The organism is Micromonospora sp. CNZ309 (genome assembly GCF_002846525.1).
In genome coordinates this window covers 2,919,218-2,945,867 of record NZ_PJNG01000001.1, presented here as the reverse complement: position 1 = coordinate 2,945,867, position 26,650 = coordinate 2,919,218, and the positions used below count along the sequence as shown (strand labels likewise).

Sequence of the window (26,650 nt, the reverse complement as noted above, 5' to 3'; positions counted from 1 at the left end):
TCAGCCCCACCCGCGCCCCGATCGGAGGGTGGCGACCGCCGTGGGCAGGCCCCGCCGGATGATGCCCGCCCAGTCGGTGTCGCCGCGCAGGACTGCGGCGGCGGTGTTGCGGGCCTGCTCGGCGGTGAAGTGCGGCGGCAGCATCAGCTCGGCCGGGTCGACCAGGGCGTTGACGACCACCGGCCGGTCCGCGCTCAGCGCCCGTTGCCAGACGCCCGGCACCTGCTCCGGCGCGTCGACCAGCTCGCCGCCCAGGCCCAGCACCTCCGCCCACCGGTGGTAGGCGATGTCGGGCAGCTGCTGGCTGTCGGGGAACATCGGCGTTCCTTCGCTGGAGCGCTGCTCCCAGCTGACGAAGGCGAGGTCCCGGTTGTTGAGCACCAGCACCACGAACCGCGGATCCGACCAGCTGCGCCAGTACTTGGCCACCGTGATCAGCTCGTTGACCCCGTTCATCTGCATCGCGCCGTCGCCGATCAGGGCCACCAGCGGGCGGTCCGGGTGGGCGAACTTGGCGGCCAGCGCGTACGGCATCGCGCCGCCCATCGAGAGCAGGGTGCCGGAGAGGCTGGCCAGCATGCCGGGGCGCACCTGGACGTGCCGGGCGTACCAGGCGGTCGTGGTGCCGCAGTCGACCGAGATCATCACGTCGTCCGGCAGCCGGTCGCTGAGGGTGGCGAAGAGCAGCTGCGGGTTGACCGGGTTCGCGGACTGGCCGGCCAGTTCCCGCTGCGTACGCCGCCAGGCCGTGGTGGCCTCGCCGATCGTCGCCCGCCAGCGGGTCGGCCCCGGGCCGGGCCCGAGCTCGCGCAGCAGGCCCCGCAGGGTCGGCCCGGCGTCCCCGGTGAGGTTCACCTCGGTCGGGTAGCGCAGCCCCAACTGCGTGCCGTCCCGGTCGATCTGCACCGCGCGGGCCCGCCCCTGCGGCGGGTAGAACTCCGAGTAGGGCATGTTGCTGCCCACGATCAGCAGCCGGTCGCACTCGTTCATCAGCTGCCAGCTGGGCCGGGTGCCGAGCAGGCCGATGGCGCCGGTCACCCAGGGCTCCCGGTGGTCGACCGCGGCGAAGCCGAGCAGCGCGGTGGCCACCCCCGCGCCGAGCCGGTCCGCGACGGCGCGGACCTCGTCCACCGCGCCGAGCGCGCCCTGCCCGACCAGCATGGCGACCCGTTCGCCGCCGCCCAGCACCTCGGCGGCCCGGCGCAGGTCGGCCTCCGGCGGCACCGTCGGGTCGGTGCCGGGCACGTCGCTGGTGCGGTAGTAGCCGTGCGCGTGCGGTGGCTCTGGCACCGCCGGCGCGTCCTGGATGTCCGACGGCAGCACCAGCGCGGTGACGGTACGCCGCGCCAGCGCCGTGCGGCAGGCCCGGTCGACCAGGTGGCGTACCTGGCTGGGGTGGTCGAGCTGGGCCAGGAAGGCGGCGGCCACGTCCTTGTAGAGGGCGAGCAGGTCCACCTCCTGGTAGTAGCCGCCGCCCTCGGCGGTGAGCGCGGTGTGCCCGACCAGGGCGACCACCGGCTGGTGGTCCAGCTTGGCGTCGTACAGGCCGTTGAGCAGGTGGATCGCGCCGGGGCCGCTGGTCACCAGCGCGCAGCCGAGCGGCCCGCCGCCGTACTTGACGTGGGCCGAGGCCGCGAAGCCGGCGGTCTCCTCGTGCCGGACCTGGACGAACTGCGTCCGTTCCCCGGTGCGTTGCAGCGCCGAGGTCAGGCCGTTGATGCCGTCGCCGGGATAGCCGAAGTAGCGGCGTACGCCCCAGCCGGCCAGCCGGTGCACGATGTGGTCCGCGACGGTGGCGTCGCGCGGCAGCGGGCCCAGGCCGACGCGCCGTCCGTCCGGTTGTTCGGCGGCCGGCCCCGGCATGCCCATGGGACGTACGTTCACCTGGCTGTCCTTCCGTCGGTCCGACCGCTCCGGCCCGCCATTCCCCTTCCTACCCGGACATAACGCCCCAGGGTGCCCCGCCGTCGGGCGGCCCGGGGCGGCCGCCGCGCGTCCGGCAGAATCGGCGGGTGCCCATCCACCCCATCACCGACCCCGACGACGACCGGATCGCCGACTACCGGGCGCTGACCGACGTCGAACTGCGCACCCGCTGGGAGCCGCCGCACGGCCTGTTCATCGCCGAGGGGGAGCTGGTGCTGCGCCGGGCGCTGCGGGCCGGCTACCCGGCCCGGTCGTACCTGGTGGACGCCAAGCGGGTCGACCAGCTCGCCGACCTGGACACCGGCGACGCCCCGGTCTACGCCGCGACCCAGGACGTGCTGCAGCGGGCCACCGGCTTCCACGTGCACCGGGGTGTGCTCGCGTCGTTCCGGCGCAAGCCGCTGCCGGTCGCCGCCGACGTCCTGGCGGCGGCCCGACGGGTGGTGATCCTCGAGGACGTGAACAACCACACCAACCTCGGGGCGGTCTTCAGGGGCGCCGCCGCGCTCGGCATCGACGCGGTGCTGCTGTCGCCGTCCTGCGCCGATCCGCTGTACCGGCGCAGCGTCCGGGTCAGCATGGGGGAGGTCTTCGCGGTGCCGTACGCCAAGCTCGAGCAGTGGCCCGCGGGCCTGGACCAGGTGCGGGAGGCGGGCTTCACCGTGCTCGCCATGACGCCGGCCCCGGACGCCGTACCGATCCAGCGGCTCACGCCGACGCAGCGCGAGCGGGCGGCGCTGCTGCTCGGGGCCGAGGGCCCCGGCCTCACCGCGGCGGCCCAGTCCGCCAGCGACGTACGGGTGGTCATCCCGATGCGGCGGGGGGTGGACTCGTTGAACGTGGCCGCCGCGGCCGCGGTCGCCTTCTGGGAGCTGGGCCGGGACGACTTCGCCTGACGCGGCGGCGCGGAGGCGCCACTATTTGCATGCCCATGCGGCCTGGTGCATAATATTTCCCGTGTCCAAGGTCCTCACCTCCCTGCCCATCGGCGAACGTGTCGGCATCGCCTTCTCCGGCGGCCTCGACACCTCGGTCGCGGTCGCGTGGATGCGCGACAAGGGCGCCGTGCCCTGCGCCTACACCGCCGACATCGGCCAGTACGACGAGCCCGACATCGCCTCGGTGCCGGGTCGCGCGCTCAGCTACGGCGCCGAGGTCGCCCGGCTGGTCGACTGCCGCGCCGCCCTGGTCGAGGAGGGCCTGGCGGCGCTGACCTGCGGGGCCTTCCACATCCGCTCGGCCGGGCGGGCCTACTTCAACACCACCCCGCTGGGCCGGGCCGTGACCGGGACCCTGCTGGTGCGGGCGATGATCTCCGACGACGTCCAGATCTGGGGCGACGGCTCGACGTTCAAGGGCAACGACATCGAGCGGTTCTACCGCTACGGCCTGCTGGCCAACCCGCAGCTGCGCATCTACAAGCCGTGGCTCGACACCAACTTCGTCGCCGAACTGGGCGGGCGCAAGGAGATGTCGGAGTGGCTGCTCGAACGCGGCCTGCCGTACCGGGACAGCACCGAGAAGGCGTACTCCACCGACGCCAACATCTGGGGCGCCACGCACGAGGCGAAGACCCTCGAGCACCTCGACACCGGCATCGAGACGGTCAACCCGATCATGGGAGTCCGGTTCTGGGACCCGTCGGTGGAGATCCCGACCGAGGACGTCACGATCGGCTTCGACCAGGGCCGCCCGGTGACGATCAACGGCAAGGAGTTCGGCAGCCCCGTCGACCTGGTGCTGGAGGCCAACGCCATCGGCGGCCGGCACGGCATGGGCATGTCGGACCAGATCGAGAACCGCATCATCGAGGCCAAGAGCCGGGGCATCTACGAGGCGCCCGGCATGGCGCTGCTGCACGCCGCGTACGAGCGGCTGGTCAACGCCATCCACAACGAGGACACCCTGGCCAACTACCACAACGAGGGCCGCCGCCTCGGTCGCCTGATGTACGAGGGCCGCTGGCTGGACCCGCAGGCGCTGATGCTGCGCGAGTCGTTGCAGCGCTGGGTCGGCACGGCGGTCACCGGCGAGGTGACGCTGCGGCTGCGCCGGGGCGAGGACTACTCGATCCTCGACACCACCGGCCCGGCGTTCAGCTACCACCCCGACAAGCTGTCGATGGAGCGTACGGAGGACTCGGCGTTCGGCCCGTCGGACCGGATCGGCCAGCTCACCATGCGTAACCTCGACATCGCCGACTCGCGGGCGAAGCTGGAGCAGTACGCCACCCTCGGCATGGTCGGTGGCCCGACCCCGCAGCGGATGGTCGGCGCCGCGCAGGCGGCCTCGACCGGGCTGATCGGTGCGATGCCGCAGGGCGGCGCGGAAGCCATCGCCTCCCGGGGCGTCTCCTCCGGCGACGACGAGGCGCTCGACCGCGCCGCGATGGAGTTCGGCGTCGACTGAGCGGGCAGCGGCCGCCGCTCCGCGTGTCCCGGCGGCAGGCCGAGCGGCGCCCGTGCGGAACCGAGGTCACGGACGGTAGCGTGTCGCCCGTGTTTCCTACCGTCCGTGAGGTGCTCGCGCTGGGCCCCGTCCGCCACGGCGCTCCGCGCCTGGTCGCCGGGGACGCCGGCCTCGACCGCCCGGTGCGCTGGGTGCACGTCACCGAGGTGCCCGACATCGCCCCCCTGCTCAGCGGCGGGGAGCTGGTGCTGACCACCGGCATCGGGCTGCCCGCCGACGACGCCGGGCTGCGCGCGTTCATCGGCGACCTGGCGGACGTCGGCGTCTCCGGTCTGGTCGTCGAGCTGGGCCGCCGGTACGCCAGCGCGGTGCCCCGGGTGATGGCCGCCGCCGCGCAACGGCGGGGGCTGCCCCTGGTCGAGCTGCGGCGCGCCACCCCGTTCGTCCGGATCACCGAGGCCGTGCACGCCCTGATCGTCGACGCCCAGCTGACCGAACTACGGGCGACGGAGGAGATCCACCAACGCTTCACCGAGCTGTCGGTGGAGGGCGCCGACCCCGGCGAGGTGGTCCGGCAGGCCGCCGACCTCTCCGGCTGCCCGGTGGTGCTGGAGAACCTCTCCCGGCAGGTGCTCGCGTACGACCCGGCGGGGGAGAGCGCCGAGCTGCTGCTGGACTGCTGGGAGCAGCACTCGCGCCGGATCCGGCCGGCGGGGCGGACCGCGTACGACACCGACAACGGCTGGCTGGTCACCACCGTCGGCGCCCGGGGGCAGGACTGGGGCCGACTGCTGCTGCGCTGGCCCGGCGAGGGCGACCTGGCCGCCGACCGGCGCGGGTTCGGACCGGGCGAGGAGGGCGGCGCGCCCGTCGGCGTCGCCGCGCCGCCGACGGCCCCACCCACCCGGCTGACCATCCTCATCGAGCGGGCCGCCTCGACGCTGGCCCTCGGCCGGCTCATCCGGCGCGACGCCGAGGGCCTGGAGCGGCAGATCCACCGTACGCTGCTCACCGCCCTGCTCGACCACTCGCTGCCGGTCGACGAGGTGTCCCTGCGGGCCCGGGCGCTCGGCGTGGTGCTGGAGCGCCGGCACCTGGTCGGGGTCATGGTGCGGCATCGCGGCGACGACCCGGCGGGGGAGGGCGGCCCGCTCGCGGAGCCCGGCCACCCGGCGGAGGCCGGCACGGCTGGCCCGCAGGCCGGCCCGGCGCGCCTGCGGGACCTGGCCGAGGCCGTCGGGCAGGCGTTGCGCGAGGCGAAGCTGACCGGGCTGACCAGCGCCGTCGACGACCAGGCGGTGGGGGTGCTGCTCGCCCTGCCGGAGCCGGCGGCCGAGGAACGGGCGTTGGCCGCGTTCGCCACCGCCCTGCGCCGCACCCGTCCGGACGCCCCCGCCCGCCCGAACGGTGCGCCGCCGCAGGGCGGGGCGGTGCTCGTCGCGGCCGGGTCCGGTGTGGCCGGCCTGCGCGAGGCGCGACGGTCGCTGATCGAGGCCCGGCAGATCGCCGACGCCGCCCGCCGGGACCGGCGGGACCTGCCGGTCTTCCGGCTGCCGCACGTGGGACTGGCGGGGCTGCTGCACCTGCTGCGCGACGAGCCCCGGTTGCAGACCTTCGTCGAGCGGGAACTCGGCGCGCTGCTCGCCTACGACGCGCAGCATCCCCGGGAGCAGTTGCTCGGCACCCTACGCGCGTACCTGGAGCAGGGCCGGAACAAGTCGGCGGCGGCCGGCGCGGCGCACCTGTCCCGGCCGGCGTTCTACGAGCGCCTGGCCCGCATCCGCCGCGTCCTGGACGTGGACCTCGACTCGGTGGAGGCATGCCTCTCCCTCCACGTCGCCCTCCTGGCCCTGGACGCCGTCCGCACCCCCTGACCCTTCCCCACCCCGTCGACCGAGAGGTTTTTGTCGCGACACGCCGAGGCGCAGCGCCACAACCTCATGATCAACGGGCGGGAGAGGGGCGGTCAGGGGAGGGGGGTGAGGGCCTTCGCGTACGGCGGGGGGACGTGGTTCGGGCCGCCCGGGGTGAATACGTCCGAGGTGGCCGCCGCCGACCAGGCCGTCGCCGGAACCGCGTCGACCAGGGCGCGTACGACCGGGGCGTCGCGCCACTGCTCCTGCTCGGCGAGCAGGCTCAACGCCACCACCGACTCCTCCACCTCGCCGACGCACTCGAACGGCTTGTGCCCGTCCACGCCGAGCAGCTCCCGGTAGCCGGGGATCTGCGAGGAGTCGGCGAGCAGGTCGCCGCCGAAGATGTGGGTGACCCGCTCGCGGGACATGAACGGCGCCATGGCCAGGAAGACGAACCGGCACTTCGGGCAGTCGCGGCACCAGCGCTCGCTGGCGTCGCGCAGCTTGAACGCGGCGTTGCAGCTGGTCACGACGTCGTCGTAGCGGTCGATCTCGGCGAACGCGCGGGCGATGTGCAGCTCCGACAGCGAGCGCAGCAGGGAGAAGTACGGCTCGGTCAGCCCGGCGTGCTCGGCCAGCGCCGCCCGCAGCAGCCCCTCCGCCTCCACGCCCTTGGACCACTGGTGGTTGATCTCGTGGCCGTTCCAGAGCAGGTTCGGGTCCGACGCCGACCGCTCGTTCGACATCACCACCGGGCCCAGCCCGTGCAGCACCGCCGTGGCGACCGCGATCAGCGAGTTGATCGCGGTGACCGGGATGTGGCCGTTGCGTGCCCCGGCGGCGTTCAACTCGAACAGCACCGGGTCGATGCGCCGCCGGGCGGCGAGGGGGGTCAGCCCGGACGCCTCGTTCACGGCGACGATCACGTGGTTGGGGTTGACCGAGAACGGCACCGGGTCGAACCCGGCCCGGCGCAGCGCCTCCAGGCTGACGATGGAGTCCTTGCCGCCGCCGACCGCGGAGAGCGGACGCCGGTCGGAGTCGTCGTAAACCCGGGGGGCCGACACCTCGCCCGCCGGCACCTCCGGACGCAGTTCGAGCACGTGCGGCAGCTGGTTGCGGTACGCGTACTCCGCGAGGCCCTTGGTGTAGACGGCGGTGACCAGCTCGGCGGCGGCCGTGCCCAGCGGCGCCGGCAGCACCAGGCGGGGCGGCGCGGCGGCCTTGTAGTAGCTGACGCCGGCGACGACGTGCAGCAGCTCCAGCACCCGGCCGAGGGTCGCCACGGTCTCGTCCGACGGGGGCGCGTCCGGCAGGGGGAGGGTGATCACCTCGGTGAACCGCTGCTCGCCGTCGGGGCCGGTGAGGGCGTAGTCGAACAACACCTCCCCGGTGGAGAGGTCGACCGAGTAGGACGGGAAGGTGAAGGCGTCCATCCGCCGCAGCTGCTCATTGGGCACACGCCATACTAGGCCCTGGTTCGTCCGGCCGTGTCCGGCTGCGGCGGACCCGCCCCCGTCTCACCGTCGAGATCCCCCGAGGAGAGCCAGTGCGCCTGTCTGACCTGCGCGGACGTACCGTCGCCGTCTGGGGGGCCGGCCGGGAGGGCCGGGCCGCAGTGATCGCGATCGCCGCGCACGGCCCGGCCGACCTGGTCGCCGTCGACGACAGCGCCAACTTCCTCAGCCTGCCCTGGGAGGGGCCCCTGGCCGAGGCGGCGCCGCTGGTCACCGGCGAGGAGGGCTTCGCCCGGCTGGCCGCCGCCGACGTGGTGGTCCGCTCGCCCGGCGTGCCGCAGACCCACCCGTGGCTGGTCGAGCTGCGCCGGCGCGGCGCGACCGTGACCCAGGGCACGGCGCTGTGGATGGCCGACCACGCCGCCCGTACGGTCGGCGTCACCGGCAGCAAGGGCAAGAGCACCACGTCCAGCCTGATCAGCCACCTGCTCGCCGCCGTGGACCGGCCGAACGTCTTCGGCGGCAACATCGGCGTGCCGACGCTGGACCTGCCGGAGGCGGAGCTGTACGTGCTGGAGCTCTCCAGCTACCAGTGCAGCGACCTGACGGACTCGCCGCGCGTGGCGGTGGTCACCTCGCTCTTCCCCGAGCACCTCGACGCGCACGGCGGCGAGCGCGAGTACTACCGCGACAAGCTCAACCTGCTGGCGCACGGGCCGCGGACCGTGGTGGTCAACGGCGCCGATCCGAGGCTCGCCCTCGAACTGGGCGACCGCGCGGCGGTGCGCGCCGGCCTGCCGGACACCGTCCACGTGGCCGGCGGCGCGGACGGCACGCCCTGGTTCCACCTGGGGGACCGGCCGCTGTTCCCGCGCGCCGTGCTGCCGCTCGTGGGCCGGCACAACGAGGGCAACCTCTGCGTGGCCCTCGCCGTGCTCGACGCGCTCGGCGTCGACGTGGTGGCCCGCAAGGACACCCTGGCCGTGGCGGTCGCCGGGTTCCAGGGGCTGGCCCACCGGCTCACCGAGATCGCCGACCCGTCCGGCCTGACCTTCGTCGACGACACCCTCGCCACCAGCCCGTACGCGGCCATGCACGCCATCGACGCGTACGAGGGGCGGCCGTTGACGGTGATCGTCGGCGGCACCGACCGGGGCCTGGACTACACGCCGCTGCGCGAGCACCTCGCGGAGCGCGAGCTCACCGTGCTCGGCATCCCCGACAGCGGCGCCCGGATCGTCGAGACGCTCGCCGGGCTGCCGAAGGTGCGTACCGAGGTGGTCGACGACCTCGTCGCCGCCGTCCGGCGGGCCCGCGAGCTGACCCCGGCCGACGGGGTGGTGCTGCTCTCCCCGGCCGCGCCGAGCTACGGGCGGTTCCGCAACTTCGAGCACCGCTCCGAGGTCTTCGCCCAGGCGGTACGCGACACCGCCGGCTGACTCAGCCCCGGTCGGCCGGCGTCGGGTCCGGCGTACGCGCGCCCGGCAGCAGCGCGGTGCCGGCGTCCCGGTCGTCGTCCTCGTCCGTGGTCTCCGGCCCGGTTGCCGGGGGCGTCGAGGCGGCGCCGGCCGGTTCGCGCCGCTTGTCGGGCGTCCAGGCGAAGGCGAGGGCCCCGCCGACCAGGGCCAGCAGCATCCCGATCAGGAAGCCGCCGAGGTTCGAGGTCAACCAGGAGACCAGCCCGAGCAGCAGTGACAGCACGGCGTAGAAGACCCGCTGCTGCGGCGTGGCGATGAGCAGCACCCCGCAGAGCACCAGGACGGCCGGCACCAGGTACGCGGCCAGCCCCTGCGGCCCGACGTGCAGCAGCACCCCGAGCGGCGCGCGCAGGGTCACGAGCATCTCCACGCCGCCGAGCGCGACGAGTACGCCGGCGGTGAACGGGCGGCCCCGCCGCCAGCGGCGCCAGCGCCCGCCGGGTCGGCGGGCGGCCGGCACCGGGTGGTGTCGTCCGGCGGTCACGTCAGCATCCGTCGGAGGTGAACGCCATGCGCAGGTTGGGCAGGTTGAACACGGCCGCCGTGGTGGCGTAGTTGTTCTGCCGCAGGTTGGTGATGGTCACCGTGTCGGCCTGCTGGGCGAAGACGCCGGGGTTGCCCTTCACGCCGGGCACCTGGTCGAGGGTGCTGGCGTCCTGGCCGACGTTGATGTTCCGGAACGAGGCGTTGCCGGCGACCTCGTCGCCGTCGACGACCAGGGTGCGGGCGGTGACCGGCCTGCCGTCACCGCCGGCGGTGATCTTCAGGTGCACGCCGCCCAGGTTGATGCTCTGGCAGAGGTTGGTCAGCTCGGCCTTGTCGATCGCCGACACGATCACCAGCACCTGCCCGCCGGTGTCGCCCTGGTTGGGGCTGTCCGGGATCATCTGGTCGAGGGTGGCGAACTGCTCGAATCCCGTGCCGGTGAGCTTGTCGGCGGTGACGGTGAACGGCATGCCGGAGATGGCGAACTGGGCGCCCAGCACGCCCTGGGCGGTCAGCACGACCATGCCGGCGGCGCCCGCGACGACGGTGCCCAGCGTGACGGCGAACCGGCGCCAGCGCACGCCGCTGCGCGGCGGATCGGGTTCGACCGGTGCGATCTGCTCCGACATGACGGCTCCCTTTCGAGATCAATTCATCTGCGACAATGGGAAATCAGCTTGAGCGTTTGCGCAGGCTGAAGTTACCGCCGAGTAAATGGCTGGTCAACGGCTGGTGGGGACTGGTTGAGGCGGTATCTGCCAAATGCGGCCAAAGTGAAAAACCGCTGCGGTTTTCGACCGGGCGTCAGGGGAGCGCGGCCGCCTCGCCGGTCGGCGCGCACGGCGCGGTCGTGCCCGGGCCGTCGGCCGGGCGGGCCAGCCGCGTCGCCCGGGTCGCCTCGTCGGGGCCGAGGAAGGGCGCGGTGGCCGCGTAGGTGAGCACCGGCAGCAACTGCGGCAGCTCCGCCGCCCGCCCCCGGGCCGCCCAGCCGCGCACGGTGGCGTGGATCCCGCCGACCACGGTGGACACCAGCGCGTCGCGGTCCACGCCCACGGCCGTCGGGCCGGGCCCGGCGTCGGCGAAGAACCGGCGGAAGCTGAGCAGCAGCGCGTCGCGCTCCCGGCGGGCGTCCGGGCCGGCCGCGTCCACCTCGACGAGCGCCATGCGGGCGAAGGCGGGCACGCTCGCCAGCACCTCCAGCAGGGTGCGCAGAGCGGCGCGGGCGGCGTCGGGCCACGCCGGTCCGGCCTCGCGGTAGGCGCTCTCCATGAGCTGCGACAACACGGCGATGCCGTGCCGGTACGCGGCGAGGAAGGCGTCCTCCTTGCCGCTGAAGAGGGCGTAGAAGGCCGGCCGGGTCACCCCGGCGGCGTGGCAGATGTCGGTGACCCGCGCGTTGTCGTAGCCCTTCGTCGCCACCTCCCGCACGAGCCCGTCGAAGAGGCGGTCCCGCTGGGTGGCGGCCACCGCCTCGGCGGAGAGCCGGCGCGGACCGCGCTTGATCGCGCGGTCGGGGTCGCGGCCGGGGCGTGCGCCCGGCAGGGGCGCCGGATGCGGGCGGCGCGGCGTGGTCAACGTACCCACCTCTCGATTCGATTGACTTTGCGACCCTCCGGGGTTTATAACTTTCTGCACGCTCAGTCGGGATCCCGTCACCTTGGGTGATCTTCCGGATGGTCACCCTTCGGCTCGTCGAAGGAGGGTTCGATGGCCGCCATTATCGCGGAACAGGAGCGCCCTCCCAAGGCCGGAAAGACGCAGGTGACGCCGCTGCGCGGCGGCACACCACGCCGACCTGCCCGCTGACGTCGCGACACCACCATCGCCACCACCGCCCGGCCCGACGGCCGCCCGGCATCCGCCACCGCCGTCCGCGACGCGACGGCCCCCGACGCCCGCGCGGGCACCCCCGCCCGCGCCACGTGGATCACCCCGTCCCCCGAAAGGAAGAACCATGCTCAGGTACGGACGAATCGGCGTGGGTCTCGCCACCCTCGCGCTGCTGACCGGTCTCGGCGCCGCCCCGGGCTCCGCCGCCGCCCCGACACCGCTGGCCAACAACGTGCTGACCTACCCGACGCCGGGTGGCACCGCCGTCGCCGTCAACGACGTGATCCAGGCCAGCCTGAGGACCGGCACCAACGCCACCTTCTACTCCTCCGCCACGGGCACCACCGGCGTGAAGTGCGCCGCGTCCAGCTTCAGCGCCAAGGTGCTGAGCAACCCGGCGGCCCCGGGCACCGCCACCGAGAGCCTGACCGCCCAGTCCTTCACCAGCTGCACCACCAACGTCATCGGCACCACCGGGGTGCAGAGCGTGACCGTCCAGAACCTGCCGTACGCGACCTCGGTCACCAGCGCCGGCGTGGTCAAGATCAGCGGTACGGCGACGGCGCCGATCCAGAGCACCGTCGTGCTGAACTCGCTGCTCGGCCAGATCACCTGCGTGTACCGGACCGGCACCAACAGCCTGACCGGCACGGCGACCAACGCGAACAACTCGATCACCTTCACCAACCAGACGCTGACGAAGTTCTCCGGCCCCAGCCTCTGCTTCGGCACGGCGTACTTCTCCGCCGCGTACTCGCCGGTGCGCGACGTCACCAAGGGCAACAGCCCCGTCTACGTCAACTGACCGCGCCCCACCGGGCCGGCGTGCGGCGCTGCGTCGCGCGTCGGCCCCCGGCCGTGCGTCGACCAGCCGTCGCCCAGCGTCGCGTGCAGGGCGCGCATCGACCGGATGGCCGAGCGGATCTCCTGGAGGTAGCGGCCCGGGGCGAGCGCCGGCTCGGGCAGCCCGGCCACGTCGGGCAGGGCCGGGTCGACGCCGACGGTCTCGATCGCGCAGCCGTACGGCCCGGCGAGGGTGCGTAGCGCGTCGCAGTGCTGGAACGGCACGTAGATCGGCGCGGTCACCGTCAGCACCGGATCGCCGGCGCGCAGGCGGACGTGCTCGGCCCAGAACCGCTGGGTGTCGGCGGTGTGCGCGCGGCGCCGCGCCGGATCGCTGGACGGCGCCGCCAGCACCCGCACCGGCGGGCCGCCCGCCGGCCGGTACGTGCGCGACGACCAGGAGTGGTGCGGGTGCCCGGCGTCCCGACCGTCGTCCTCGGCCGGCGCGGCCACCCCGAACTCGCGTCGCACCGCGGCGTCCAGCGCCGCCACCTCCGTGTCGCAGGGCGGTACGCCGGCCGCGTCCAGGGCCCGGCACTCCACCTCGGACAGGGGGCGGAAGCTGCCCAGCACCGCCACCTCGCCGGTGACCCGGGTGCCGGCGCGCAGCAGGTGCGCCGCGTACGCGACCCGGCGCTGGCAGGCGTGCGCCAACCCGCCGAGCACGACCAGGTGGGCGTAGCGCGGCCGGGCCGGCACCGCCGGGCGCACCATGCCGAGCGCGGCGGCGGTGGCGAGCACCAGCCGCGCGGTGGCCGGGTCGAAGGCCGGCTCCCGGGCGTCCGGGCGTTCGCGGCCGCCCCGGAAGTCCCAGTGCCGGGCCGAGAAGTCGTCGAGCCGGGCCAGCACCGCCGCCAGGTCACCGTCCGGCCAGTCGCCGCCGAAGTGCCCGACGAGGCCGCGCAGCGGCGCCGAGCCCACCCAGGCCCGTACGCCGGCCGTGATCGCTTCGGCGCTCGTGCCCGCCGCGCCGCTCGGGAGCGCCACCTCACCGGTCCGCACCGCCGGATCGTACCGGCGGCCGGGCCGGCGCACGGGCGGGTCGTCGCCGGCCCGGGGCGACGACTTGGCGGGCGGCCCCCGAGCCGGGGGCACACCGACCCTTGTCCCCGCCGCCGGGTGGTGGCAGCGTGCGGTTACCGCGAACGCCGCTGAGAGGGTGCGACGATGACCACCGACGATCTGCCCGCCCGGCACCGGGCCGTGCTCCCGTCCTGGATGCCGCTCAACCACGACGAGCCGATCGAGCTGGTCTCCCGCTCCCGCTCCCGCGCGGTGGCGGAGGTGGCGGCGTGAGCGCGCCGGAGCACGACGTGGACGTCATCGGGCACTTCGTCGACGGCAAGCCGTTCAGCGGCTCGTCCGGGCGGCACGGGGACGTCTTCGATCCGGCGACCGGCCGGCGTACGGCCCGGGTGGAGCTGGCCTCGGCGGCGGACGTCGCGGTGGCGGTGGAGGCCGCCGGGCGCGCGGCCCGGCTCTGGCGGGACGCGTCGCTGGCCAGACGGACGGCCGTGCTGTTCGCCTTCCGGGAGTTGGTGCACGCGCGGCGGGACCGGCTCGCCGAGGTGATCACCGCAGAGCACGGCAAGGTGCTCGCCGACGCCGCCGGCGAGGTGCAACGCGGCCTGGAGATCATCGAGTACGCCTGCGGCATCCCCTCGGCGCTGCGCGGCGGATTCAGCGAGAACGTCTCCACCGAGGTCGACTCGTACACCCTGCGGCAGCCGCTCGGCGTCGTCGCGGTGATCTCCCCGTTCAACTTCCCGGCGATGGTGCCGCTGTGGTTCCTGCCGATCGCGGTGGGCTGCGGCAACGCGGTGGTGCTCAAGCCGAGCGAGAAGGACCCGGGCGCGGCGCTGCTGCTGGCGGAGTGGTTCGCCGAGGCGGGCCTGCCCGACGGGGTCCTCAACGTCGTCAACGGCGACGCCGAGGCCGTGGACGCGCTGCTGGAGCATCCGGGCGTGAAGGCCGTGTCGTTCGTCGGCTCCACCCCCGTCGCCCGGTACGTCCAGCAGCGCGGCACCGCCGCCGGCAAGCGGGTGCAGGCCCTGGGCGGGGCGAAGAACCACATGGTGGTGCTGCCCGACGCCGACCTGGACCTGGCCGCCGACGCGGCGGTCAACGCGGGGTTCGGCTCGGCGGGGGAGCGGTGCATGGCGATCTCGGCCCTGGTCGCCGTGGAGCCGGTCGCCGACGCCCTGGTCGCCCGGATCGCCGAGCGGATGGGCCGGCTGCGCACCGGCGACGGCCGGCGCGGCTGCGACATGGGCCCGCTGGTCACCGCCGCGCACGCCGCCCGGGTGCGGTCGTACGTCGAGGCGGGGGTGGCCGCGGGCGCGGTGCCGGTGGTGGACGGCCGCGACGTCGAGCCGGACGGCGACGCCGACGGGTTCTGGCTGGGCCCGACGCTGTTCGACCACGTCACCCCGGACATGTCGGTCTACACCGACGAGATCTTCGGCCCGGTGCTCGGCGTCCTGCGCGTCGGCTCGTACGACGAGGCGGTGGAGCTGGTGAACGCCAACCAGTACGGCAACGGCACGGCGATCTTCACCAACGACGGCGGCGCGGCCCGGCGCTACCAGCACGAGGTGGAGGTCGGCATGGTCGGCGTCAACGTGCCGATCCCGGTGCCGATGGCCTACTACTCCTTCGGCGGCTGGAAGGCCTCGCTCTTCGGCGACCTGCACGCGCACGGCGAGGACGGGGTGCGCTTCTTCACCCGGGGCAAGGTGGTCACCAGCCGCTGGCCGGACCCCCGGCACGGCGGGGTCAACCTCGGCTTCCCCACCCAGACCTGAGCAGGCGCAGGGTGCCGGCACCGACCAGGTACGCCATCAGCGCCGCCGCCGGCAGTCCCAGCGGCTCGGGCGCCGACCTCGGCGTCTGGGCGTTGACCACCAGGGCGTACACCACGGCGGCGAAACCGGCGGCGGCGAGCGCGCTGCGCGCGGTGGCCCGCCACCCGCCGCCGGCCGGTCGGTCCCGCCCGGTGCGGCCGGTGCGGCCGGTGCGGGCCTCGACGGGGCCGAAGACGGCGACCAGGGCGGCCAGCACCACGGTCAGCATCAGCACCCAGGGCACCCGCCAGGCCAACCAGGCGGCCGACCCGACCGGCGGGGTCGGCAGCACCCCGGCCGCGTCCAGCGCCCCCACCAGCAGGATCGCGGCGCTGAGGTGCCAGAGGAAGACGGTGAGCACGACGGCGTTCACCGCGATCACCGCCTGCCACGGGCGGGGGCGGCGCAGCCAGCGCTCCGCCGGGTCGCGCAGCAGCAGGATCAGCCCGAACTGGGCGACGGTCAGCGTCAGCAGGGCCAGGCTGGGCGGGGCCGCGTTGTCCAGCCGCTCGCCCGGCACGTTGAGCATGCTCACCGGGTACGGTCCGACGGTGGTCAGCAGCACCGTGGCCGCCAGCCCGCCCAGCAGCGCCGCCCCGCCCGCGCGGCGCGACAGCGGCAGCCGACGTGCCCGCGCCCGGTCGCGCGCGGGCACGGGGCGCGGCGGGTGCCCGCCCGCCGCGTCCGGGTGGGCGTCGTGACGCCCGGCGTCGGCGTCGCGCCAGGCGATGCCGAGCTGGTGCACGGCCAGCCAGCCGAAGACGTAGTTCGGCAGCGCCAGCTCGGCCGGGCCCAGCGCCCGCCCCACGTCGCCGGCGACGACCAGCGCGGCCAGCGCCGCCGGCACGAGCAGGCCGAGGCGCCGGTGCAGGGCGAGCATCGCCGGGGTCAACGGCACCACGATCAGGTAGGCGGCGAGGAACCAGAGCGGGATCGTGGCGAACCACGCGACCGTACGGACCAGCGTCGCCGCGACGCCGACGAGCGACGCGAGCGCGGCCGCTGCGGCGATCACCAGCAGCAGCGCGGTCGTGGGGCGCAGCAGCCGGGCGCCCCGGCCCAGCAGCCAGGCGGTGGCGTCGACGCCGGCGGCCCGGCGGGCGGTCAGCGAGGCGGCGTTGGCGTACCCGCCGACCAGGAAGAAGATCGGCATGACCTGGGCGAGCCAGGTGAGCGGGTACGCCCACGGCAGGTCGGGCAGCGCGGAGCGTCCCGTCGGCCGGCCGGCGGCGTCCTCACCAATCGCGGCGACCGCCCAGTGGCCGAGAACGACCATGCCGATGGCGAGCGCCCGGAGCAGGTCGACGTAGCGTTGCCGACCAGCGGGGGTGCGCGCGGCGAGTTGCCGCAGGCGGCGCATGGCCCCGAGGGTACGTCAGGCGCGGACTGGCCGGTGCTGATAACGGTTCGGTCCCCGGGGGTTGAAGTCCGCGCCCTCCTGCCGTAGAAATTCTTCAGCAACAGTTTGCCAACTGAAGACAAATTCCCCCTGCGCCTCGTGCGGCGGTCGCTATCCCCCATTCGGCGCCCGCCCGGACCGATCCGAGGAGAGACCCATGAACAGGCGTGACATCCTGCGGCGTACCGCCGCTGCCGGCCTCCTGGCCACCCCCGCCGCCGGCCTGCTGGCCGGCTGCGCCACGGGCGGTGGCGACGACAAGGGCGACGCCGACACCTTCAAGGGCACCAAGAGCGAGCAGAACCCGCTCGGTGTCAAGGAGGACGCGCCCCTCGAGGTGGTGATCTTCAACGGCGGCTTCGGCGAGGAGTACGCGAAGGCCCACGAGGCCATGTACACCGAGAAGTACCCGAAGGCGAAGATCAACCACTCGGCGACGCAGGAGATCGCGAAGACGCTCCAGCCGCGCTTCGTCGACAACACCCCGCCGGACGTCGTCAACAACTCCGGCGCCAACCAGATCGACTTCAACGGGCTGGTGTCGCAGAACGCCATCGCCGACCTGGGCGAGCTGCTCGCCGCCCCGAGCCTCGACATTCCGGGCAAGACGGTCAAGGACACGCTGCTGCCGGGCGCCGTCGAGGTCGGCTCGTACGACGGCAAGTTCCTGGTGATGAACTACACCTACACCGTCTACGGCATCTGGCACTCCACCAAGCTCTTCGCCGAGCGCAAGTGGGAGTACGCCAAGACCTGGGACGAGCACATCGCGCTGTGCAAGCAGATCAAGGCCGCCGGCATCGCCCCCTGGACGTACGCGGGCGCGCACCCGCGCTACATGAGCTGGCCGGTCATCTCGACCGCCATCAAGTTCGGCGGCCCCTCGGTCGCCACGGCGATCGACAACCTGGAGCCCAACGCCTGGAAGTCCGACGCGATGAAGACCGCAGCCGACGCCTGGCACCAGATCGTCAAGGACAAGTTCATCCTCGAGGGCTCGCCCGGCCTCGACCACAAGCAGTCGCAGACCGCGTGGTGCCAGGGCAAGGCGGCCTTCATCTCCTGCGGTTCCTGGCTGGAGAGCGAGCAGAAGGACGTCACGCCGGCCGGGTTCAACATGACCATCCAGCCGACCCCGAGCCTGGGCAGCGGCGACAAGCTGCCGTTCGAGGCCGTCCGGGGCACTGCCGGCGAGCCGTTCATGGTCCCGGCGAAGGCGAAGAACGTCGCCGGCGGCCTGGAGTTCTTCCGGGTCATGCTCTCCAAGAAGGGCGCGCAGGACTTCACCAAGAAGGTCTCCAGCCTGACCGTGGTGGCCGGCGCCAGCGAGGGCGTCGAGCTGCCGTTCGGGCTGAACACGGTCGTCAAGGCGCTGGAGGCATCCGGCAGCAACGGCTTCAACTGGGTCTACAACAACTACTACCGCAAGCTGGAGCGCAACCTCGTCGACGCCGCGTGCGGCGAGTTCTTCAGCGGTCGGATCGGCCCGGCGGAGTTCCTCGACCAGTGCCAGAAGGGCGCGGACTCGATCGCCCAGGACAGCTCGATCAAGAAGTACAAGCGGGCCGTCTGACATCCCGGCCGGTGGGGGCGGGGGCGTCCCGCTCCCACCGGGCCGACGCTGAAGAGGTAGGACCTCATCGTGAGACATGGCAAGTACCCGCTGATCGTCACCTTCCTGGTGCCGCCGGTGCTGCTCTACGTCATCTTCGTCGTGTCGCCATACCTGCAGGCGTTCCAGATCTCCACCACCGACTGGCTCGGCTACTCGGCCGACGCCAACTCCGTCGGGCTGGCGAACTTCAAGACGCTGTGGAACGACGACTACGTCTGGAACGCGTTGAAGAACAACGCGATCCTGCTGGCGCTGGTTCCGGTGCTGACGATCGTGCTCGGCCTCTTCTTCGCCGCCATGCTCAACATGGGCGGGCGCAAGGGGCGGGCGGGGGTCAGCGGGGTACGCGGCTCGTCGTTCTACCGCACGGTCTACTTCTTCCCCCAGGTCCTCTCGGTCGTCATCATCGCGCTGCTGTGGAAGGAGGTCTACCACCCGAACAAGGGCCTGCTCACCAGCGCCCTGAACAGCGTCGGTCTGGGCGCGCCCACCTGGCTGGGTGATCCGAGGACCGCCTTCTGGTGCGTCCTCGCGGTGATGATCTGGAGCAACGTCGGCTTCTACGTGGTGCTCTTCGGCGCGGCCATGTCGGCCATCCCCAAGGAGATCTACGAGGCCGTCATGCTCGACGGCGCCTCCCGGCTGACCACGCTGTGGAAGGTGACCATCCCGCTGCTGTGGGACACCGTCCAGGTCGCCTGGGTCTACCTGGCCATCTTCGCCCTGGACGGGTTCATCCTGGTGCAGCTGATGACCAACGGCGGCCCCAACTTCTCCACCGACGTCATCGGCGTGCGGATGTACGACACGGCGTTCGGCAGCGAGACCAAGTTCGGCTACGCCTCGGCGATCGGCGTGGTGATGTTCTTCCTGACCCTCACGGTGGCGGTGCTGGCGCTGCGGGCCAGCAAGCGAGACAGGATCGAGTACTCGTGACGACTCTGGACAAGCCCGCCCCCGTGGCGCTGCCCCGCGAGCCCTCCGCCCCCGCTGACCGCCCGGTGCGCCGCGAACTCGGCGTCGCCAACGTGCTGTCGCACGGCTTCCTGCTGTTCTGGGGCGCGCTGACCGTACTGCCGCTGCTCTGGATGTTCATCAGCTCGTTCAAGAGCAACGCGGAGATCCTGGCCGACCCGTGGTCGCTGCCCGGCGCGCTGCGCTTCGACAACTGGTCGCGCGCGTGGAGCGGTGCGCACATCGGTCAGTACTTCCTCAACAGCCTGGTGGTGGTCGCGGGCTCGGTCACCCTGACCATGCTGATGGGGGCCACCGCCGCGTACGTCTTCGCCCGCTACGAGTTCCGTGGCAAGCAGGTCGTCTACTACCTGTTCGTCGGCGGGCTGATGTTCCCCGTCTTCCTCGCCCTGGTGCCGCTGTTCTTCGTGGTGCGCAACGCCGGCCTGTTCGGCACCTGGACGGGTCTCATCCTGGTGTACGCGGCCTACTCGCTGCCGTTCACGGTGTTCTTCCTGACCGCCTTCTTCCGCACCCTGCCCACCGCCGTCGCGGAGGCGGCCCTGGTCGACGGCTGCGGCCACTTCCGGTTGTTCTTCCAGGTGATGCTGCCGATGGCGCGTCCGGGACTGATCAGTGTTGCGATCTTCAACTTCCTCAGCCACTGGAACCAGTTCCTGCTGCCGCAGGTGCTCATGCAGGGCGACGAGTCCAAGTGGGTGCTGGCCCAGGGGCTCGCCGCGCTCTCGGTCAACCAGGGTTACGCGGGCGACTACGCGCAACTCTTCGCCGGTCTCACGATCGCGGTGGTCCCGGTCCTGCTGGTCTACATCCTCTTCCAGCGCCAGGTCCAGTCCGGCCTGACCGCCGGCCAGCTCAAGTAGCTCCGTCGGCCGCTGCGACGGCCTCGTTCGTCGGCACGGGCCGCGACCGATCCTGATCCCCGCGCCACCGGGCTGTCGGACGCCGCCGACCCGGAACGGCGTGCGGAGCCGGTGGGGTGCCTCGGCCGCTGTCGAGCTGCCCCGTCCATGAGACCGCGACGTCGGCCCCGCCGGTCCGCCACGCTCAGTCCGGCGTCCGGCGTCCGGCGTCCGGCGTCCGGCGTCCGGCGGTCCGGCCGGACGGCCGTCCGGAGTCCTCAGCCCGGCGTCCGGGTCGAGGGTGGTCCTGTGCACGGGGCAGCTCGACAGCGGCCGATCGCCCTCCCCCGCGCCGGGGTGGTGCCGACGGCGGTGGCGGGCAGCACGTCCGGCCTCGGTGCGGGTCAGGCAGTCGGCGGCACCAGCAGGGCGTGCAGGGTGACCGGGTCGGTCACCTCGGGCAGGTCGAGCGCGGCGAGCCACGCCGCGGCGGCCGCGCCGTCGCCGGCCGAGTGCAGCGGTGCGTCCGGCCACTGCCGGCCGACCTGGGCCCGCACCGCCGCGGCGAGCGGGGTGTCGCCGGTCAGCAGGCCGCCGCCGAGCACGATCGGGGAGGCGTCGCCGGCCGGGCGGATCCGCGCGGCGCTCTCGGCCAGGTGCGCTGCGGCCTCGTCGATCAGCCCGCGGGCGACCGGCTCGCCGTCGACGGCGGCGGCGACCACGAGGGGCGCGAGCCGGGCCAGCTCCACGGGGGGTCGCCGGGTCACCGCCTGGACCAGGGCGTCGACGGTGTCCCGGGGGCGGGCCGCCACCTCGGCGGAGCCGAGCAGTTCGGTGAGCACCCCCGTCGCCAGCCGGCCCGGCGCGTGCCCCCGGTCGAGGTCGGCCAGCAGCCGGCGGACCGCCTCGCGGCCCAGCCAGAAGCCGGAGCCCGCGTCGCCGAGCAGCCAGCCGTGACCGTCGGCGACCCGGTCCAGCCGTAGCTCGCGGACCCCGGCGGCGATCGCCCCGGTGCCGGCGATGAGCACCGTGCCCTCGGGGCTGGCGGTGCCCGAGGCGTACGCGACCAGCGCGTCGCCGTGCACCGCGTACGGGCAGTGCAGGCCGGCGTCGCGCCAGGCCCGGTCGAAGGCGTCGCGGCCCGCCGGGTCGGCGAGCAGCCGGCCCGCCCCGGCCAGCCCGATCGTGCCACCGCGCACCCGGGCGGGATCGACGTCGGCGAGCGCCTCCCGCAGGGCGGCCAGCAGCTCGCCGGCGGCCCGCTCGGCGCCGTGGCTGGTGGGGTTTCCGCCGCCCGCCCGGCCGGTGCCCAGCCGCCGCCCGTCCAGGGCCAGGGCGGCCGCCCGGGTGGACGTACCCCCGACGTCGAGACCGACCACGACGCTGCCGGACATCCGCACCCACCCCTCGATCGACGCCGCGTTCATGCTGGTCGGCCCGGCGGCGGTGGGCAAGGGCAGGACCGGTTCCGAGCGTGTGCGCCAGGTAACAGTTTGAAAACTTCGCCCACGGTCTTGACACGGAGGGGCTTTCAGTAAGAACTTTTACCACTAACAGTTAACACTCTTTTCCGAAAGGTGCCCCATGGTTGATCACGAGGTGGACACCTCCGCGGGGACCGCGGTGGTCGACGCCGGCGCGGTCGACCGGCGGGGGGCGCTCGGGGTCGGCTCCGACGGCGTGCTGGCGCGGGTCCGGGCCGGCGCGGGCGAGCTGACGGGGGCACTGCGCCGCGTCGCCGAGCACGTGCTCAGCGACCCGGAGGCCGCCGCCCGGGCGACCATCGTGGAGCTGGCCGAGCGCAGCGGCACCTCCCCGGCGACGATCACCCGGTTCTGCCGGGCGATGGGCTTCGACGGCTACGCCGACCTGCGACTCGGCATCGCCGCCGAGACCGGCCGGGCCCGCTCGGCGGGCTGGACCGTCGACATCGGACGCGAGATCCAGCCGAGCGACCCCCTCTCCCGGGTGCTCGACCAGATCATGGCCGCCGACACCCGCGCCATGCACGACACCGCCGCGTTGCTCGACCTCGCCGAGGTCGAACGGGCCGCCGTCGCCATCGCGGGGGCGTCGCGGGTGAACATCTTCGGGGCCAGCGGCAGCGCCCTGGTCGGCGAGGAGATGCAGTTCAGCCTGCACCGCATCGGGGTGGCGGCCTGGGCCTGGAACGACGTGCACGAGGGCCTCGCCAGCGCGGCCCTGTTGCGCCAGGGCGACGTGGCGCTCGGCATCTCGCACACCGGCCAGACCCGGGAGACCATCGAGATGCTCGCCGAGGCCGGCAGCCGGGGCGCGACCACCGTGGCGCTGACCGGGTTCCCCCGCTCCCCGCTGGCCGAGCTGGCCGACATCGTGCTGCTCACCGCCAGCCAGGCCACGACCTTCCGCCCCGACGCGCTGTCCGCCCGGCACCCGCAGCTGGTCGTGCTCGACCTGCTCTACATCGCCGTCGCCCAGCGCACCCACGACCGCGCCCACGCGGCCTTCCGGCGTACCGCCCAGGCCGTCGACGGGCACAAGGCCGCGAAGGGGGCCACCTCATGATCAGTGCACAGGGGTACGCCGACGCCGTCCGTCCGGTGCTCGACCGGGTCGTCGACGCCAGCGCCGACGGGATCGGCGCCGCCGCCGACCTGATCACCACCAGCCTGCGCGCCGGCGGGGTGCTCCAGGCGTTCGGCGCCGGCCACTCCGAGGCGTTCGCCGCGGAGCTGGTCGCCCGGGCCGGCGGGCTGGTGCCCACCAACCGGCTCTCCCTGCACGACCTGGTGCTGCACGGCGACGCCCCGCGCGACGTGCTCGCCGACCCCAAGCTGGAGCGCGATCCCGCCGTCGCCCACCAGCTCTACGCGCTGGCGGCCCCGCAACCACGCGACGTGTTCGTGGTGGCGTCCCAGTCCGGCATCAACGGCTCGGTGGTCGAGCTGGCGGCGCTGGTCACCGGACGCGGCCACCCGCTGATCGCGGTCACCTCGGTCGCGCACACCGCACGGGTCGCCCCACGGCACCCGTCCGGCCGGCGCCTCGCCGACCTCGCCGACGTCGTGCTGGACAACGGCGCGCCGTACGGCGACGCACTGCTGCCGCTCGAGGGCGGCGGCGCGGTCTGTGCGGTCTCCTCGGTCACCGCGGCGCTGCTGGCGCAGCTGCTGACCGCCGAGGTCGTACGACGGTTCCACCAGGCCGGGGAGGTACCCCCTATCTACCTCTCCGCCAACGTCCCCGGCGGGGACGAGCACAACCACGCCCTCGAGTCGCGGTACGCCGGGCGCCTCCGGCGCACCGCCTGACCCGAACACACAAGGAGAGACGACGATGTCGATTACCCCCGACAACCCGGCCGACCTGAGCCGCCGGACCGTGCTGCGTCGGGCCGCCGCGGTGGGCCTGCTCGCCACCCCGGCCGCCGGCCTGCTGAGCGCCTGCGCGACCAGCGGCGGCGACGAGAAGAACGAGCAGGTCGCCGGCGGCACCAAGAGCGCCACCAACCCGCTCGGCGTCGCCGAGGACGCCGCGATCGAGGTGGTCATCTTCAACGGTGGCTACGGCGAGAAGTACGCCACCGACGTGCACCAGCCGCTGTACAAGAAGGCGTTCCCGAAGGCCGAGGTCAAGCACCAGTCGACCCAGGCCGTGTCCACGGTGCTCCAGCCGCGGTTCGCCTCGGGCAACCCGCCGGAGTTCGTGAACAACTCCGGCGAGAAGCTGATGGACTTCGGCGCCCTGGTCGCCGACGGCCAGCTTCAGGACCTCACCGAGCTGTGGGACGCCCCGTCGGTCGACGACCCCAACAAGAAGGTCCGCGACACCGTGGTGCCGGGCACCGTCGACGTCGGATCCTTCAACGGCAAGCCGTACGTCCTGTACTACGTCTCCACCGTCTTCGGCATCTGGTACTCCGGCAAGCTTTTCAAGGACAACGGCTGGGCGCCGGCCAAGGACTGGTCGGAGTTCACGGCCCTGCTCGACAAGATCAAGGCCAAGGGCATCACCCCGTACGGCTACGCCGGGGCGAACGCCGCGTACTACCAGTGGAACGTGATCCTCACCCACGCGGCGAAGATCGGCGGCACGGACGTGCTGAAGAACATCGACAACCTGGAGGACGGCGCCTGGCAGCAGGACGCGGTCAAGCAGGCCGCCGAGGCATGGGCCGAGATCGGCGCCAAGTACGTCGACAAGAGCTTCGAGGGGCTCAAGCACACCGACGTGCAGCTGCGGCAGAACCAGTACAAGCTGGCGTTCTACCCCAGCGGCGACTGGCTGGAGGGCGAGCAGAAGAAGGACACCCCGTCCGGCTTCGAGTACCAGCTCATGCCGGTGCCGAGCCTGTCCGCCTCGGACAAGCTGCCGGCGACGGCGCTGCGGGCGACCGCCGGTGAGGGCTACTTCGTCTCGGCCAAGAGCAAGAACCCCAAGGGCGGCCTGGAGTACATGCGCCAGATGCTCTCGGTGGCCGGCGCGAAGGGCTTCACCGAGGTGGTCAAGGCCCCGACCGTGGTCACCGCCGGCTCGGAGGGCTTCGCCTTCCCGCCCGGCGTGGCCAGCTCGCAGGCCGCGCTCAAGGCCGCCGGCAAGGACGTGTTCAACATCTACTTCGACGGCTGGTACAAGGAGCTCGACACGGAGGTCCGCACGGCCACCAACGAGCTGATGTTCGGCCGGATCAAGGCGGACGCCTTCGCGGAGCGCATCCAGAAGCGCGCCGACGCGATCAAGAAGGACAGCTCCATCACCAAGTTCAAGCGCTGATCGATCGGAGCGTAGGGGTCATGCGGCACGGCAAGTATCCGTTCGTGATCGGGTTCCTCTTCGTCCCGGTCACGCTGTACGTGGTCTTCGTCATCGCGCCGTACGCGCAGGCGTTCCAGATCTCGATGACCAACTGGCGAGGGCTCTCGGCCCCGCAGTGGGTGGGCTTCGACAACTTCCGGAGGTTGTTCGACGACGACAACTTCTGGAAGGCGGTCCAGCACCACGGCGTACTGCTGCTTGCCCTGCCGCTGATCACCATCGCCATCGCGCTGTTCTTCTCGTTCCTGCTCAACGTGGGCGGCAAGAGCAGCGGCGGGCAACGCCAGGGGGTCTGGGGGTCGAAGTTCTACCGGGTGGTGTTCTTCTTCCCCCAGGTCCTGGCGGTGGCCATCATCGCGGTGCTGTTCCAGATGGTCTACCGGCCCAACGAGTCCGGCCTGATCAACGGCGTGCTGATGAAGCTCGGCTTCGACCCGGTGCTCTTCCTGGTCCGGCCGAACCTGGCGCTCTGGTCGATCATCGGCGTGCTGGTCTGGCAGGCGGTCGGCTTCTACGTGGTGCTCTTCTCGGCGGGCATGGCCTCCATCCCCGGCGAGATCTACGAGGCCGCCGAGGTGGACGGGGCGAACCGGGTGACGCTCTTCTTCCGGGTCACCCTGCCGCTGCTCTGGGACACCCTCCAGGTCGCCTGGGTCTACCTGGGCATCGCCGCGTTCGACGCGTTCGCCATCGTCTCGGTGCTCTCGGTGGACGGGGGCGGCCCGGACGGCGCCACCACCGTCCTGGCGATGGAGATCTACCGCAACGCCTTCGTCTACTCGAAGTACGGCTACGCCTCGGCCATGGGCGTGGCGCTGTTCTTCCTCACCCTCACGTTCGCGGCGTTGACGCTGCGGCTGACCAAGCGGGAAAGCGTGGAGTACTGATGAACCCGCAGACGACGCTGCCGCCGACACCGGCGGCGCTACCGCCGAAGACCGGGAAGCCGGGCGCCGCGGGTGGGCGCGCAGGCAGGGGACGACGGGAGGTACGGCTCTTCGCCAACCTCGGGCACGTGGCGCTCGCGGTCTGGGCGGTCATCGTGATCGTGCCGATCCTCTGGACCTTCCTCGCCTCGTTCAAGAACACCACGGAGATCTTCAGCAGCCCGTGGACCCTGCCGGCGGAGCTGCGGTTCGAGAACTACGCCCGGGCGTGGAACAAGGCCAACGTCGGGCGCTACTTCCTCAACAGCGTGATCGTGGTGGCGTGCAGCACCTTCGGCACCATGCTGCTCGGCTCGATGGCCGCGTACGTGCTGGCGCGCTACAAGTTCTGGGGCAACCGGGCGATCTACTACCTGTTCGTCTCGGGGCTCGCGTTCCCGGTCTTCCTGGCCCTCGTACCGCTCTTCTTCGTGGTGAAGAACCTGGGGCTGCTGGACACGCACACCGGGGTGGTGCTGGTCTACATCGCCTACTCGCTGCCGTTCACGGTGTTCTTCCTGGCCGCGTTCTTCAAGACGCTGCCGTCGTCGGTCGCCGAGGCGGGGATGATCGACGGCTGCTCGCACACCCGGCTCTTCTTCCAGGTGATGATGCCGATGGCGAAGCCGGGCCTGATCAGCGTCGGGATCTTCAACATCATCGGCCAGTGGGGGCAGTACCAGTTGCCGCTCGTGCTGCTCTCCAACGCCAAGGACAAGTGGGTGCTCACCCAGGGCATCGCGGACATCTCGGTGAACGCCGGCTACGAGGCGGACTGGTCCGGCCTCTTCGCCGCCCTGACCATCGCCATCCTCCCGATGATCGTCGTGTACGCGATCTTCCAGCGTCAGATCCAGTCCGGTCTCACCTCCGGCGCGGTGAAGTAGCCCCGCCGGCCCCGCGGCGCGCGGACGGTTTCCGCGCGGCGGTGGTCGTCCCACGGGGGACGACCACCGCCCTGTGGGCGC

Annotated in this window: 23 protein-coding genes; 15 read left to right on the top strand and 8 right to left on the bottom strand. The window is 72.8% G+C overall.

Annotated elements, in window-relative coordinates; translation table 11 throughout:
• Positions 1–1,863: a thiamine pyrophosphate-requiring protein gene (locus CLT72_RS11710; RefSeq protein WP_101415107.1), complete on the bottom strand. Its 1,863-nt coding sequence runs from the start codon at positions 1,861–1,863 to the stop codon at positions 1–3.
• Between the two features lie 80 nt (positions 1,864–1,943).
• Between CLT72_RS11710 and CLT72_RS11705 the strand changes: the two genes are divergently transcribed.
• The 3 genes from CLT72_RS11705 (at position 1,944) to CLT72_RS11695 (ending at position 6,209) form a co-directional block, all read left to right on the top strand.
• Positions 1,944–2,822 carry a TrmH family RNA methyltransferase gene (locus CLT72_RS11705; protein WP_250100148.1) on the top strand — a complete coding sequence of 293 codons (879 nt, stop codon included), beginning with the start codon at positions 1,944–1,946 and terminating at the stop codon, positions 2,820–2,822.
• A gap of 61 nt (positions 2,823–2,883) precedes the next feature.
• Positions 2,884–4,335 carry an argininosuccinate synthase gene (argG, locus tag CLT72_RS11700; RefSeq protein WP_101411533.1) on the top strand — a complete coding sequence of 484 codons (1,452 nt, stop codon included), beginning with the start codon at positions 2,884–2,886 and terminating at the stop codon, positions 4,333–4,335.
• Between the two features lie 89 nt (positions 4,336–4,424).
• Complete coding sequence (locus tag CLT72_RS11695) at positions 4,425–6,209, top strand: PucR family transcriptional regulator (protein WP_455644591.1); 1,785 nt, start codon at positions 4,425–4,427, stop codon at positions 6,207–6,209.
• A gap of 92 nt (positions 6,210–6,301) precedes the next feature.
• On the opposite strand, the gene CLT72_RS11690 is transcribed toward CLT72_RS11695, so the two are convergent.
• The gene (locus CLT72_RS11690) at positions 6,302–7,651 is read right to left on the bottom strand and encodes a MurL-like N-terminal domain-containing (RefSeq protein ID WP_101411531.1); all 1,350 of its coding nucleotides are present in this window, start codon (positions 7,649–7,651) and stop codon (positions 6,302–6,304) included.
• 89 nt (positions 7,652–7,740) lie between these two features.
• Here CLT72_RS11690 and murD point away from each other — a divergent pair, with 89 nt between their 5' ends.
• On the top strand, positions 7,741–9,087 hold the full coding sequence (gene murD, locus CLT72_RS11685) for a UDP-N-acetylmuramoyl-L-alanine--D-glutamate ligase (protein ID WP_101411529.1): 1,347 nt from the start codon (positions 7,741–7,743) through the stop codon (positions 9,085–9,087).
• A 1-nt stretch (position 9,088) separates the two neighbouring features.
• On the opposite strand, the gene CLT72_RS11680 is transcribed toward murD, so the two are convergent.
• The 3 genes from CLT72_RS11680 to CLT72_RS11670 form a co-directional block, all read right to left on the bottom strand.
• A complete protein-coding gene (locus CLT72_RS11680; RefSeq protein WP_250100048.1) occupies positions 9,089–9,610 on the bottom strand; it encodes a DUF6114 domain-containing protein in 522 nt (173 codons plus the stop codon).
• A gap of 1 nt (position 9,611) precedes the next feature.
• Positions 9,612–10,241, bottom strand: a complete 630-nt coding sequence (locus tag CLT72_RS11675) for a DUF6230 family protein (protein WP_101411527.1) — start codon at positions 10,239–10,241, stop codon at positions 9,612–9,614.
• Positions 10,242–10,416: 175 nt separating this feature from the next.
• On the bottom strand, positions 10,417–11,187 hold the full coding sequence (locus CLT72_RS11670; protein ID WP_486484253.1) for a TetR/AcrR family transcriptional regulator: 771 nt from the start codon (positions 11,185–11,187) through the stop codon (positions 10,417–10,419).
• 379 nt (positions 11,188–11,566) lie between these two features.
• On the opposite strand from CLT72_RS11670, the gene CLT72_RS11665 reads away from it, so the two are divergent.
• A complete protein-coding gene (locus tag CLT72_RS11665) occupies positions 11,567–12,247 on the top strand; it encodes a Tat pathway signal sequence domain protein (protein WP_101411523.1) in 681 nt (226 codons plus the stop codon).
• On the opposite strand, the gene CLT72_RS11660 is transcribed toward CLT72_RS11665, so the two are convergent.
• Entirely contained in the window at positions 12,235–13,287 is a 1,053-nt protein-coding gene (locus tag CLT72_RS11660; protein WP_250100050.1) for a hypothetical protein, read from the bottom strand. The genes CLT72_RS11665 and CLT72_RS11660 overlap by 13 nt on opposite strands.
• A gap of 165 nt (positions 13,288–13,452) precedes the next feature.
• Between CLT72_RS11660 and CLT72_RS32760 the strand changes: the two genes are divergently transcribed.
• Both CLT72_RS32760 and CLT72_RS11655 read left to right on the top strand, forming a co-directional pair.
• Positions 13,453–13,581, top strand: a complete 129-nt coding sequence (locus tag CLT72_RS32760) for a hypothetical protein (RefSeq protein WP_284039161.1) — start codon at positions 13,453–13,455, stop codon at positions 13,579–13,581.
• 17 nt (positions 13,582–13,598) lie between these two features.
• Positions 13,599–15,089 carry a CoA-acylating methylmalonate-semialdehyde dehydrogenase gene (locus tag CLT72_RS11655; RefSeq protein ID WP_101415105.1) on the top strand — a complete coding sequence of 497 codons (1,491 nt, stop codon included), beginning with the start codon at positions 13,599–13,601 and terminating at the stop codon, positions 15,087–15,089.
• On the opposite strand, the gene CLT72_RS11650 is transcribed toward CLT72_RS11655, so the two are convergent.
• Positions 15,061–16,488 (bottom strand): acyltransferase family protein, encoded by a 1,428-nt coding sequence (locus CLT72_RS11650; protein WP_101411521.1) that lies wholly within the window; start codon positions 16,486–16,488, stop codon positions 15,061–15,063. The genes CLT72_RS11655 and CLT72_RS11650 overlap by 29 nt on opposite strands.
• A 196-nt stretch (positions 16,489–16,684) precedes the next feature.
• Here CLT72_RS11650 and ngcE (CLT72_RS11645) point away from each other — a divergent pair, with 196 nt between their 5' ends.
• The 3 genes from ngcE (CLT72_RS11645) to CLT72_RS11635 all read left to right on the top strand — a co-directional run bounded on the left by ngcE (CLT72_RS11645) (position 16,685) and on the right by CLT72_RS11635 (position 19,980).
• Entirely contained in the window at positions 16,685–18,100 is a 1,416-nt protein-coding gene (ngcE, locus tag CLT72_RS11645; RefSeq protein ID WP_101411519.1) for an N-acetylglucosamine/diacetylchitobiose ABC transporter substrate-binding protein, read from the top strand.
• A gap of 69 nt (positions 18,101–18,169) precedes the next feature.
• Positions 18,170–19,078, top strand: a complete 909-nt coding sequence (locus tag CLT72_RS11640) for a carbohydrate ABC transporter permease (protein ID WP_101411517.1) — start codon at positions 18,170–18,172, stop codon at positions 19,076–19,078.
• Entirely contained in the window at positions 19,075–19,980 is a 906-nt protein-coding gene (locus CLT72_RS11635; RefSeq protein ID WP_101411515.1) for a carbohydrate ABC transporter permease, read from the top strand. The genes CLT72_RS11640 and CLT72_RS11635 overlap by 4 nt, the downstream gene beginning before the upstream one ends.
• 383 nt (positions 19,981–20,363) lie before the next feature.
• Here the strand turns inward: CLT72_RS11635 and CLT72_RS11630 are convergent, their stop codons facing one another.
• Positions 20,364–21,353: a BadF/BadG/BcrA/BcrD ATPase family protein gene (locus CLT72_RS11630; RefSeq protein ID WP_101415104.1), complete on the bottom strand. Its 990-nt coding sequence runs from the start codon at positions 21,351–21,353 to the stop codon at positions 20,364–20,366.
• Between the two features lie 190 nt (positions 21,354–21,543).
• Here CLT72_RS11630 and CLT72_RS11625 point away from each other — a divergent pair, with 190 nt between their 5' ends.
• From CLT72_RS11625 to CLT72_RS11605, 5 genes are read left to right on the top strand one after another with little or no spacing between them, the layout of a single operon-like run.
• Positions 21,544–22,506, top strand: a complete 963-nt coding sequence (locus tag CLT72_RS11625) for a MurR/RpiR family transcriptional regulator (RefSeq protein ID WP_101411513.1) — start codon at positions 21,544–21,546, stop codon at positions 22,504–22,506.
• Entirely contained in the window at positions 22,503–23,252 is a 750-nt protein-coding gene (locus CLT72_RS11620) for a sugar isomerase domain-containing protein (RefSeq protein WP_101411511.1), read from the top strand. Before CLT72_RS11625 ends, CLT72_RS11620 begins: the two co-directional genes overlap by 4 nt.
• 25 nt (positions 23,253–23,277) lie before the next feature.
• Positions 23,278–24,714: an N-acetylglucosamine/diacetylchitobiose ABC transporter substrate-binding protein gene (gene ngcE / locus CLT72_RS11615; RefSeq protein ID WP_101411509.1), complete on the top strand. Its 1,437-nt coding sequence runs from the start codon at positions 23,278–23,280 to the stop codon at positions 24,712–24,714.
• Between the two features lie 20 nt (positions 24,715–24,734).
• On the top strand, positions 24,735–25,643 hold the full coding sequence (locus CLT72_RS11610) for a carbohydrate ABC transporter permease (protein WP_088999454.1): 909 nt from the start codon (positions 24,735–24,737) through the stop codon (positions 25,641–25,643).
• Entirely contained in the window at positions 25,643–26,569 is a 927-nt protein-coding gene (locus tag CLT72_RS11605) for a carbohydrate ABC transporter permease (RefSeq protein WP_101411507.1), read from the top strand. Before CLT72_RS11610 ends, CLT72_RS11605 begins: the two co-directional genes overlap by 1 nt.
• The last annotated feature ends 81 nt before the right edge of the window (positions 26,570–26,650 follow it).